Consider the following 11,673-nt stretch of genomic DNA (forward strand, 5'->3'; position numbering starts at 1 on the left):
AGATGAGTTCGATGTTCCCGCCGTTGGCGGATCTGATCACTCGACTCGGGCGTGGAGCTGCGTCCTGGGCGCGGCCAGGCGAGTTGGACATCGGCCACGGCCACTGGATCGCGTTGACCGGAGCGACGCAACCCGACTTCAACCTCGCGTACTGCAGCGCCGGGCATGGCGAGCAGATGATCGATCACTACCTCGACAGGCTCATCGCTCATCGGCGTCCCGGCTTGCTGGTGACCACTAGCAACCTCGGGGTGCCGCACGCAGTCCGTGAGCGTGGGTGGAAGCTGGTCGAAGCAGGGCCCTTGATGGCCGCGCGGCTCACTGACATCGTCGCCCGTCCACCCGACGTGACACCGCCGTTCGTGACGAGCGAGCTGACGCCTCGGCAGCTTCCCCTTGCTCGCGACTTGATGGCTCGCGCGTTCGACCTCGCTCCCGACGTTGCAGCCATTGCGCTGCGACCAGACTCATCTGGTGTCGAGCGCCACGTGTGGGGCGTCCTCAGCACCGGGGAGATACAAGCGTGCGGCGTGAGCGTGATCGATGACGAGTACGTGACGCTCTGGTCCGTGGCGACCGATCCGAGCGCACGTCGGCAGGGGCAGGCGACCACCTTGATCCGGGCCGCGCTGACCCACGCCCGAGCCAACGGATGCACCCTGGCAGTGCTCAATTCCTCGCCCATGGCCGGGCCCTTCTACCGTGCGCTGGGCTTCCGGACACTGGATCAGCTGAGTTATTGGTCGAACCCGCGCTGGGCATTGGCCGCGGACTGACCGCATTCTCTCCGGAGCGTCACAGAAGCGCAGCCTCCATGCACGCCTGTGCGTCCAGCACCGCTCTGATCCTGCTGCGCGGCGAGGGCAGGTAGTGGGTGAAATAGCGCGTCCCCTCAGTGAGAACACCGAAGAGCGAGATGTTTTCCTGCGACTTCCCCGTGCGGTCGACAGGGTGGTTGTCGGGCGTGAGCGCCACGCTTCCCACGCCCACGTCTCCGTAGCGCATTGGGGTGAGTCGGCCACGGTCGTGCAGTGCGGACAACAGCGGTGATGCCGTGTGCTCCAGTGAGGGCATCGACAGGTGGCCCCTGACCAGACGCGTGGTGCCGACGTGGTGGCCGTGGGCAAGACGTGTCGATCTGAGCGTTACTCCGCAGGACCCGTCAACGTCCAAGTCCGGGGACGGCCCGAGGTCGGCGCGAACAACCCCGGCATCCATCAGTGCGAGCAACTGCTTGGACCGCATCGGAGGCGGTCCTGCCTCGATGCGGTTGATTCTGCCTTTGACGTGGTGTTTGAAGTCGAGGTACGACGTGAGCGACAGCCCGCCGAAGTCGATGACCGATCTCAGGTCATCGCGCAGAACCCGGATCACCTCTTGCGCCGCCTTGACCGGGCTCCCGTCCAGGACGAGCGCTTCGGCCAGATCGGCTTCGACGAAATCGTAGACATGACGCTGGTAGTCCTCGGCCGAGTCGAAGTCGGCGCCGAGATCGGAGAACAGCTGGTCGGCCGGGTCGAACTGACCATATATCCGGCTCAGACGATCAAAGACGTCCAGAGCTGAGCCCTCTCGCCATGCGCGCCGGAGTTCACTGCTGACAGCTTCTCCGGCAGCGGCCCCATCGCGTAGCACGGCTGACTGGATCTGGAACCTCGCCTGCATTTCCAGGAAGACCAGCGGCAGGACCTCGGCGCGGAAGTCGACCTCTCGTTTCACCGAGGACTCGGACGGCGCGCGCAGACCGGCGAATAGCTCTGGCGTGCAGATCACCGGCTGATAGAGGCCCGTGGAGTCGATCCCGTTCGCAGCCTTGGCGCAGAATGGGACCCCACTGCGCGAGTACAGCACAATGCTCGGCTCCTGGCCGCTCGCCCGATAGGTCATGCGCCGGCCGGTCTCAACGAACCGACCACCACGTCCCTCGGTCAGCGCAGCGACGATGTCGTATGCGACCAGACCCATACCCGCGACCGCCACCGGATCGTGCGGTGTGACCCGTTCGTTCAGTGCGGACACCGGATAGGCGTCCATGTATCGACCGGAGAGGGGTCCCGAGGTGTCCGTTCGGTTAGCAGTGTGCCCGGACGTGATGGTGACGTGCTGCACCACCAGCGTGTCGCCGTCGTCGAGGACCACCCGTTCGCGGCCATCGGAGCAGGCTTGGACATCGACGGCCGCCGACCGGTGGAGCCGCACTGTTACGTTCGGGGGCGCGTCCGCCGACACGCGTTGATAACACCAGGCGAGGTACTCGCCCATGAGGCGCCGCGGGAGGTAATCCGTCGGCACGATCGGTGCGCCACCCTTGCCGACGACGCACCGGCCGTCGATCCAGCGGTAGCCGATCTCGACAGCCCACTCCCATAGACCTAGTGCGTATGACGGCCGATACGCCACGTCAGAGGACGCGAACAGCGAGAGTTGCCCACAGGCGTTGTTCAGGACGAGATAGTCGAGCTGGTCCTTCCCATATGGCACCCCGCCGATCTCATTCGGCTCGATGACGTGAAGGACGACGTGCGTACCGGATGATCTCGCGACGCTCACTGCGCGCTCCACAACGCACAGGCCCCACGCACCCAGTCCGATGACCGCCAACTCAACTACCCTGTCACCCCTCATCGTGTGATCCTTTCGAAATCGAGACTCGGCACGCGGATTCGTTACTGCCCGGCAACGCTCACGACCGCCTGGGAGAGGGTCAACGCCTGATCCACGTCCTCAAGCAGGTCCTCGATGTGCTCCAGTCCCACCGACAGCCGGATTGTCTCCGGCCGGATACCGACGTCACGCAGTTCACTCGGCGAGAGCTGCCTGTGTGTCGTCGATGCCGAGTGGCTGACCAGCGACCGCGCGTCGCCGAGGTTGACCAGGCGCTTGAACAGCTGGACCGAGTCATGGAACGCGATGGCTGCGTCATACCCGCCCCGAGGTCCGAAGGTGATGATCGACGGGACGTGATCGCCTAGGTACCGGCGCGCCATCGGCCGGTTCAGGTCATCGGGCAGGCCGGCGAAGCTCACCCACTCGACACGGTCATCCTGCGCCAGGTACTCGGCGAGACGACGGGCGTTCTTCTCATGGCGTTCCAAACGCACGGGCAAGGTCTCGAGACCCTGCAGAATGAGGAAGGCGTTGAAAGGAGCCAACGTCGCGCCTGTGTTGCGCAGACAAACGCTGCGTGCGCGCACCACGAACGCGTCGCGTGGGTACGCCTCGCCGAATGTCACGCCATGGAAGGCATCGTCGGGCTCGGAGAACATCGGGAATCGGCCGCCGTGCGCCATCCAGTCGAACGAACCACCGTCGATGATGCAACCTCCCAGCGTCGTGCCATGCCCGCCGATGAACTTGGTCAGCGAGTGGATGACGACGTCCGCCCCGTGCAGGATCGGCTTGAGCATGAACGGCGTAGGCACCGTGTTGTCGACGATCAGGGGGACACCGTGCTCTCGCGCGACCTGCGCCAAACCGTCCAGGTCGGTCACATCTCCGGCCGGGTTGCCGATCGATTCGCAGAAGATCGCCCGTGTGTTTGCATCGACGTGTTTCGCGATGGCCTCGGGACTGGCGTTTTCGCCGAGCCGCACGTCGACGCCGAAGGTTGGCAGGACATGCGCGAAGTACGTGTAGGTCCCCCCGTACAAATGAGGAGTACTCACGATGTTGCATCCGGCCGATGCAACGTTCAACACCGCGTAACTCATCGCCGCTGTCCCCGAAGCCACAGTCAGGGCGCTGGTGCCGCGCTCCAACTCGGCCATGCGGTCTTCGAGGACGCTGTTGGTGGGATTGTTGAGCCGGTTGTAATGGAACCCGGGTATCTCCATGTCGAAGATCGCTCCGGCGTGCGCTGCACTCTCGAAGTCGTGCGCCACCGTCTGGTAGATCGGCACCGACGTTGCTCTGGTTGACTCCTGCCCGGACGGAAACCCAAAGTGCAGCACCGCAGTTTCATCGTGCACGGTTACCCCTCCTCCTTGGCGGCAACTCGGACCGCCGACATACTTCGTTGACCCAGTTCCCGTACAGCACGCTCGCCGTGGACTTCCACGGCGACGTCACGCGCCACATCACGTCGTCATAAGGGAAGGCCGCAGTAGGTTTGCCCGCACGGCGCGCTGCGACGCACCGCTCGCGATATCGGGCCAGCAGGTCCACTGATGCGAGGTCCAGATAGTCGACCGGAATGTCGGGATGGTCTTCCCGCCGTCCCAACTGGAACTGCTGCACATCGCGGCGGTACTCAAGAAGGAGAGTCGGGGCGTCATACTCAGGATGTCCTTGCAGGGCAACGATCAGGCACCCGGACATCTGCCTGGTAGCGACCGTCCAGACGTCCTGTCCGGCGCCGATGAGGACGTCGTACCCGACCGCCTCGAGAACCTCCCGCGCAACACCGTTCTTCCTCGAATGCGGCACCCGCACTGAAGCGGGCAGGCCCATCGTGAGCGGGCTACCCTGCACGACATTCTGTTGGAAGACGCCGCTCAGCTTGCGCTCGCTCGGCGTGCGGCTCACGCCGGCGAAGTGCAGCAACGCTGCGTGCGTGGCCAAGCAGGAGAGCATCAGCGAGGAAGTGTGGGTCACCCCCAGGAAAGGACTCCGCACAGATCACGCCAGTAGCGCTCCTCCGAGAGCATGCTCGTGTGCGGGTTCGCGCCAGTGACGATGAGTGCGTCCGGCGCGCTGTCCCACAGCTCGTCCAGATTGCTGTAGTGCTCCTGGATGTAGTTGCTGAGCACAGGCTTGCGAGGAATGCTAGGGAGGACGTAGGGCCGCATCAGAATGTCGGTCCCGGTGCACTGCAGCAGTCTGCAGAACTGTCGTTCTGTTGTGCAGAACGCTGCGTCCGGCATGTTGTTGACGAAGGCGACCTGGAGCGGTCGCGTAGCAGGGGGAGCCGGCGACGAAGGGTCCTGGTGGAACGACGCGTCTTCGTGGGACGACGGGACCCGGCGCTCAGAAGTCGGCGCGAGTGCCGTCAGCGTCGTCATGCGCCGACCTGGCTCACGTCTTGCGGGTGGATCCCGGTCAGGCCGATCGACGTGAGGAGCACATCGACATCGATCTTCCCGGAAGGCTTCAACGGTAATCGGCTGGCGCCGTGGAAGACGTCCGGGACCATCGACTGCGGGATGCGATCGCAGGCGCGGTTTCGCACGTTCGCGATGGTGGTCGCGGGATCGGTGACGACGAAGGCAGCGATGCACGTCGTGGCCCCCTCTCCCTGGTATGCCGCGCAAACGGCGTCTGACACGTCATCGAGCCCTCTGAGCGTCTCGGCCAGCTCGACGAGCGAGATGCGCACAGAATTGCGCTTGACGTAGCCACCCATTCGGGCGATGAACCGGTAACAGCCCGCGTCGTCCCGCACGGCAAGGTCGTCCGTCAGGAAGACTCGGTCGCCAGGAACGACGTCGTCACGTAACACCTCCGCAGTGAGGCCCGGCGCATGCCAATACCCCGACATCAGCTGAGACCCGCCTATGCACAGCCGGCCCGGCCGGCCGGACTCCTCGACGACATCGCCGTGCTCGTCAAGGAGGTAGAACCGGACCCCGCGGTGGGGGACGCCGATCGGCACGAACTCTCCGGACTGCAGCGAGTTCTGGGCGATTTCGAAATGGGTAACCGCGATCGTCGTCTCGGTCGGGCCGTACTGATTGAAGACGCGCAACTGCGGGACCGCCGCGAGCAGCTCGCGGACGTCGCTGGCCGAGCACGCCTCACCTCCGAGAGAGATCACCCGCAGTGTCGTGGTGGCGAGCCGATCGAGATCGGAACTGCCCAGCAGCAGCCGAAGATAGCTTGGGGAGAAGGTGCTCGATGTCACGCCCTCGCGCTCGACAGTGCGGACGAACACACGAGGGAACAGCAGTGAGTCCCGAAGTGGGATCACCACGGACCCACCTGCATACAGCGGGGGAAACAACCCGCCGTACGACCCATCGAAGTGGAATGCCGAAACGCACATGCCACGGCTGGTGGCATCCAGCCCGAGCGCCTCGACCGCAGAAGCGACCCCGTGGGCGAAGGCAGAACGAGGGATCATCACACCTTTCGGGGCTCCAGTGGTGCCGGAGGTGTAGATGGCGTAGGCGCTCAGCGACGCATCCGTCAGTGGATCCGGTGCCCGGCTCGTGGAACCACCCATCGCATCCACCAGCGTCACGTGACCTGGGAGTGCCTCTGGTTGATCCTGCGATGCCGTGAGCACGAGGCGCGGTTCGCAGTCGGCGAGGATGGACAGCCGGCGCTCGGGCGGGTCGTCAATGTCCACTGGGACCCACGTGGCGCCCAGCCACATGCAGGCCAGCGCCCCGACAACAAAATCCACCGAGTTCGCGAGGACGAGCACCACTCGATCGCCGGCGCCCACCTCGCGACTGGACAGGCCGGCTGCCAAACGCGCTGTCTCATCAGCGAGTTCGCCGAAGGTGAGCCGACGACGACCGTCCGAGACTGCCGGTGCCTCAGGGCGTTGCCACGCATGTCGCAACACACGAGAAAGCACGTCCTCAACGCCGTCGCCGGCCTCGTTGCGTGGCGCACCGTCACCCCAACTGGTGTCCATCAGTCCCCGCCTCCAAGCTGACCGCATCGCACGTGCACCTCGGCGGCGATCTGCCCACTCAAGGTAGAAGGGAGATTAGGGTTCGAGTCAGCAGGTGGCCCGGATTATTGACCCGCGCGATGGTGAGTGCAATTAGCCGCCGTCCGACGGATCGTCTCGTGCACAACCATCCGAACAGCGCTCGGTCTGCCGGTCCGAACCAGGTGGATGTGTCGATCACATCGCCACCGCGATCCGGGCCGCGTGCGCGGCGTTCAGTGCGGTGACGTCTCCGCGGGGCGGCCCGGGCAGCGCGTCCGGACGCCGGCGCAGTGCCACCGAGCGGACGACGCCGGGCAGCAGATGGAACCAGCTGTCCTCCGGCTGCCAGCCGTCGACACACACCTGCACCCACTGCGCGAAGCGTGCGGTCGAAACGTCCAGGACCCATTCTTCGGGGGCTCCCTGACGCGCGGTCGCCTCCAGCCCCAGGTAAGCGTCGATCGGCCGAAGGCGTTCACCGGCAAGGAAACTCGCCTGCGACACCTCCGAGCCGTCCGGCGCGACGAGCGTCACGGCGACGACGTCGTATGACGGCGGGCCGAAGCGGTGCACGTAGCTGATGTCCCGGAAGCTGCCCAGTGTGGTCGCCAGATCCACGGTCGTCCCGGGCGCGGGTGCGTGCACCGGCACCGTCACCGAGTCGGTGATCTGCTCGCTCTCGCGCACCAGGTCGATGCGCAACTGTCCGTCCCACGGCTGCGGTCCGTCGTTCGCCACGTGTATGCCGAGGCCGTTGACGCCTTCGTCGGTGATCATCACCGCGACCGGTTGCATCAGTCGTCGCATGACGTACCACGGCGCCTTCGGTCGTCCGTGCCCGTCGACGATGCCGATGCCACCACCGAAGCCGACGTCGTGTCCCTCGAAGACGATCGCGCCGGCGCAGGGTGAGCCGGGACGGCGCCATTCGGATAGCACGTCGTCGAAGACGGTCGCGACCGTCGCCCGCCCGATCGCTGCTGCCCGCTCGCCGTCGGTCCGTCGGATCTCGATCGGGTCCAGTCCGAAGAGGTGCCGGGTGTACCACGCGCGGATGTCCTCCATGTCCCATGACGACTGGGCACCCCTGTGGATCAACGCTTTCCACGCACGGTGGTGCCCGATGCGATGCTGCGCCACGACCCCGTCGATGCTGTCCTCGACCTCGGCCGGGCACGCCATACACAGGCATTCGGACGCGAAGCGTACGCCGGCGCGCCGCGCATCCGTCGTCGGTCGCAGGTAGGCGCCGACGCCGTAGTAGTGGGACGGGCCCGAGCTGACCATGCTCGGCAGGGGGCTCTCGCTCGGCGAACTGCGCACGTATGGCGTACCCGGCGCGAACTCGTCGACCAGGTGTGGGATGAGCTCGGCGGCGACTGCGGCGACCCATTTGTCCGGTGGCAGACCCAGGTAGGCGGCCCGTTCCTCGGCGTTGCTGCTTCCGCACACGACGGCCAGGCTGGGTCGCCCCTCGAAGGCCCGCAGCACTTGCTCCACTTCAGTGCGCAGTTCGGTGCTGAATTCCGCGTCGTCGGGTGCATCGAAGAACGCGAGCATGCAGTCCTGCCAAATCAACAGGCCGAGTTCGTCGCACAGGTCGAGGAAGTCATCGCTCGGATAGACCCCGGTGCCACGGATCCGGACGATGTTGTGTGCGCCGTCGCGCAGGGTCTCCAGGTGCTGACGCAGCGGCCCGTCCTGGAGCGATATCGGGTCTGTGGGCGACCAGCACACGCCGCGCGCGAAGATCGGAATGTCGTTGACCAGCAAGGTGAATGCGCCGTCGGTGCGATCGACGGAGATGGTGCGGAACCCCACCCGGGCCACTGTCAGTTGCAGGTCCCCGGCCTCGACGGTGACGTCGTACAGCGGCTGCCGACCGTGGGTGTGCGGCCACCAGCGTTCGACCCGCGGGAGGTGAACCCGTGCGCGCAAGGTGACAACGCCCCGCTGTCTGGTGACTTGACACGGCGCGGTGATGTCGCCGACCCGGATCTCGATGGGGACGGCGTGTGAGAAGCCGGTGAGTTCGGCGGTCACCTCGACCGTTCCCGACCCGTCCACCGCGCAGTCGGCGCGCAGCCGAGTCGTCCGGACGTCCACGGCGTCGGAGCGGCGAAGGGTCAGCGGCCGCCACGGCCCGACGGGAGCGGGAGTCGGCACCCCACCCACCTGCCGGCCGAGCAGTGAGGTGCGGATCCAGCGCAGGTTCTGGTGCTCCAGGTCGGGGCTCTCCCAGCGCGGCCGCGGATGACGCCGGTCAAGGATGGGTTGCAGCGAGCGGCAGTGCACCAGCAGCGTGTGCGGACCCTTGCCGAGGTTCAACACGATCCGGTGACCGACGAACATGTTGCAGGTGTCGATGACCGCCTCTTCGTCCACCAGCAGCTCTGCGTAGGTCGCCACTCCACCGGACGTCAGGGTGTGCCGCCCTGCCTTCTGCACCTTGAATTCACAACGCCACCACCAGTCTTCGCCGTCGTAGTTGCGCATCAGGGCCCCAGGGTCCCCGGCAAGCTGCAGTGCCTGCACGGCGGTTCCGGGCACCGGCGCGGGAATCCATCCCGTCTCCGGGGCGGCGGCCGACCCCACATCCGCAGGGGCGCACTCCCAACAGGCGCCGGTGAGCAGATCGGTCCCCGCGTTCACGACCCGACCAATGCGGCAGTGAAGGGCCTATCGGCCATTTCGGCGAGCAGCGTCATGACCACCGGAACGGCGGCGCCGTGCCGTAAGCCGTCAGGACAGACTTGATGCGCGCTTCCATTGCTGTGTCCTCCCCAGAGTCATGACTCGTCCTCCGGCTGTCGAAAGCCGATGGCAACTGCAGTTGCCATGGCGATGTCGTTGTCGTGCGACATGGAGATCTCGAAGTTGAGCAGGTGGTTCTCCTCCGCGAGCGTCTTGGCGCCACGAACGAGGTTCACACCAACCCAGCCGCCGGGCATCCGGACCAGCTCGATGTCGCGCCACTCCGGGATGATGTTGAGGGGGCGTAGTGCTTTCAGCACAGCCTCCTTCGCGCAGAACCGTGCCGTCAGGCCCGGAGCGAGCTCATGCGGCTCGGCGTCATACCCGCCACACGTCTCGACCTCCTGTGGGCTGAACACCCGATCGAGATAGCGTCGTCCGTGGCGCTGGATGGAGTCGGCGACGGCCGACACGGTCTGCACGTCGATGCCGACCCGAAGCACGAACGGACTGTCCGCGAGCGACAGGTTGTGGCGACTGGGCGTCGGGAAGATGTCGGCAGTCTTGGTCATCAGTAGGCGCCTTCCGGCTTGGTCACCGCGCGTACGGTCCGCCACAAGATCTGCAGATCCAGCAGAATCGACCAGTTGTCGACGTAGCTGAGGTCCAACCGGACCGAGTCCTCCCAGGACAGGTCACTGCGACCGCTCACCTGCCACAGGCCGGTCAGCCCGGGCTTGACATGCAGGCGACGGATCACGTCGGTCTCGTATCCATCGACCTCGCTCTGCAGCGGCGGACGAGGGCCAACCAGCGACATCTCGCCGCGGACGACATTGACCAGTTGTGGCAATTCGTCCAGCGAGAACCTGCGAAGGACTCGGCCGACCCGGGTGATCCTGGGGTCCAGGTGGCTCTTGAAGAGCCGACCGTTGCCGTCGTCCTGCGTGGCCCGCACGCTGTCGAGCAGGCTCTCCGCGTGGGGGACCATCGAGCGGAACTTCAGCATCTCGAATGGCTCGCCTCGCACGCCGATCCGCTGCTGTCGAAACAGCACCTTGCCGGGGAGTCAAGACGGACCAGCGCCGCGATCACCAGCATGATGGGCAGAGCAACAATCAGGAGAAGCGTGGCCCCGATCCGGTCGAAGACCGACTTGTACTTCGCGCGAAGGCCGTGGATTCCGGGTCTTTCCATTTGGAGCAGGGGAGGCCGGCCGCCGGACGGATCGACAGCCTCGGGCCGACGACGTCAAGCAGGCCCGGGGACACCATGAGGTCGACGTCTTCGTCCTCGAGGAGCCAGGACAACCGTCGAACTGCGCTCGGTGCAAGGCCCGAAGGTGAGGTCAGGATGACAACGTCAGGACGAGTCAGCGTGATCTGCTCCATGACGTGCTCAACCGGGTCGGACAGTAGGTGGCGCGGAAGCCTGCAGGACGCCGAGGCAGCGAGGCCATGTCCCGGGTCACGCTCCAACTCGGCGAGGAGATGGTTGACGGCGTCGTCATGTCCGACAACCAGGGTCCGGCTGCTTGCATGGCCGTCGGCTCTCCGCCGGTAGATGCGCCGTCGTTGCTCGTGCCGCAGCAGCAACGAGACCGTCGGTAGCACAGTGAAGAAGAAAAGCACGGCATACCGGGACAACAACGGACGTCCGCTGTATGTCGCATAGGACAACAGTCCAGTGATGGCGAGCAAGCGGACCGCAGCTGAGACGATGGCGCGGAACTCCCCGGTGCCGGTTGCGAGATGCTTGCGATCGTAGCCGCGCCCCAGGGCGATCATCACGGGCCACAGGAGCGGGGCGGTGATCGTGGTCCCGAGGTAAAAGAGAGCCACCGGCCGGTTCCACTCTGGTGTGATTCCGGCGATCCTCGTCGCGACGATGGCGACGCACAAGGCGGTGAGCGCGTCGGTCAACACGGCTCGCTTCCGGTATGCGATTGCCCAGCCGGGCGAGCCGGTGGCTGTGAATTGCTCGCCCATCGCGACCGGAACGGCAACCGACGCTGCCTCGCCAGCGACCTGCGGCGCGGTACCCACCGGCCCGATGCTCGTGAGATCGACACCGTGCAGCTGTATACGTCCCAGCGGCTCGTGGGCGACCGTGAACTCCGCTCTTGACGACACCCCTCGCTCCTTCCCCACGGCGCCGCCACTGGAGGCGTGGCGCACGACTTCGGACATTAGGGACGGGGTGGAGATTGCGCCGACGTATTGCGCAACAGCTGAGGGCACTGCAAAAAGTCGTAGAGACGACGGGTCGAGTGGAGGCTGGGACGCTCGTCGCGTGCCGCGCGGCCGTCCGTCGCCGGCGTCTTGCGTCGGCTGCGGAGCATCGCAAGAAGGCGACAGGCGTTGCAATCAGCGGGAACA

General features: G+C 65.7%; 10 protein-coding genes. 1 reads left to right on the top strand and 9 read right to left on the bottom strand.

Annotated features, from left to right (window positions below; translation table 11 throughout):
• Window positions 1-2 precede the first annotated feature (2 nt).
• A complete protein-coding gene (locus tag ACFQDH_RS10675) occupies window positions 3-776 on the top strand; it encodes a GNAT family N-acetyltransferase (RefSeq protein WP_382401100.1) in 774 nt (257 codons plus the stop codon).
• 19 nt (window positions 777-795) lie between these two features.
• On the opposite strand, the gene ACFQDH_RS10680 is transcribed toward ACFQDH_RS10675, so the two are convergent.
• From ACFQDH_RS10680 to ACFQDH_RS10720, 9 genes are all read right to left on the bottom strand, one after another.
• Window positions 796-2,625 carry an FAD/NAD(P)-binding protein gene (locus ACFQDH_RS10680; protein WP_382401102.1) on the bottom strand — a complete coding sequence of 610 codons (1,830 nt, stop codon included), beginning with the start codon at window positions 2,623-2,625 and terminating at the stop codon, window positions 796-798.
• Window positions 2,626-2,666: 41 nt separating this feature from the next.
• Entirely contained in the window at window positions 2,667-3,968 is a 1,302-nt protein-coding gene (locus ACFQDH_RS10685; protein WP_382401104.1) for an O-acetylhomoserine aminocarboxypropyltransferase/cysteine synthase family protein, read from the bottom strand.
• Window positions 3,958-4,614 carry a homoserine O-acetyltransferase/O-succinyltransferase family protein gene (locus tag ACFQDH_RS10690; protein WP_382401106.1) on the bottom strand — a complete coding sequence of 219 codons (657 nt, stop codon included), beginning with the start codon at window positions 4,612-4,614 and terminating at the stop codon, window positions 3,958-3,960. The genes ACFQDH_RS10685 and ACFQDH_RS10690 overlap by 11 nt, the downstream gene beginning before the upstream one ends.
• Entirely contained in the window at window positions 4,590-5,000 is a 411-nt protein-coding gene (locus tag ACFQDH_RS10695) for a homoserine O-acetyltransferase/O-succinyltransferase family protein (RefSeq protein ID WP_382401108.1), read from the bottom strand. Before ACFQDH_RS10695 ends, ACFQDH_RS10690 begins: the two co-directional genes overlap by 25 nt.
• Window positions 4,997-6,580 carry an amino acid adenylation domain-containing protein gene (locus ACFQDH_RS10700; protein ID WP_382401110.1) on the bottom strand — a complete coding sequence of 528 codons (1,584 nt, stop codon included), beginning with the start codon at window positions 6,578-6,580 and terminating at the stop codon, window positions 4,997-4,999. The genes ACFQDH_RS10695 and ACFQDH_RS10700 overlap by 4 nt, the downstream gene beginning before the upstream one ends.
• Before the next feature lie 216 nt (window positions 6,581-6,796).
• Entirely contained in the window at window positions 6,797-9,253 is a 2,457-nt protein-coding gene (locus ACFQDH_RS10705; protein ID WP_382401112.1) for a glycosyl hydrolase 2 galactose-binding domain-containing protein, read from the bottom strand.
• 137 nt (window positions 9,254-9,390) lie between these two features.
• A complete protein-coding gene (locus ACFQDH_RS10710) occupies window positions 9,391-9,867 on the bottom strand; it encodes a holo-ACP synthase (protein ID WP_382401114.1) in 477 nt (158 codons plus the stop codon).
• A complete protein-coding gene (locus ACFQDH_RS10715; RefSeq protein ID WP_465253876.1) occupies window positions 9,867-10,325 on the bottom strand; it encodes a sugar transferase in 459 nt (152 codons plus the stop codon). Before ACFQDH_RS10715 ends, ACFQDH_RS10710 begins: the two co-directional genes overlap by 1 nt.
• Window positions 10,326-10,413: 88 nt before the next feature.
• The gene (locus ACFQDH_RS10720) at window positions 10,414-11,427 is read right to left on the bottom strand and encodes a nucleoside-diphosphate sugar epimerase/dehydratase (RefSeq protein ID WP_382401118.1); all 1,014 of its coding nucleotides are present in this window, start codon (window positions 11,425-11,427) and stop codon (window positions 10,414-10,416) included.
• Window positions 11,428-11,673 lie beyond the last annotated feature (246 nt).

Origin of the sequence: Flexivirga alba, from assembly GCF_042661025.1 — a bacterium.
In the GTDB taxonomy this organism is placed as follows: Bacteria; Actinomycetota; Actinomycetes; order Actinomycetales; family Dermatophilaceae; genus Flexivirga; species Flexivirga alba.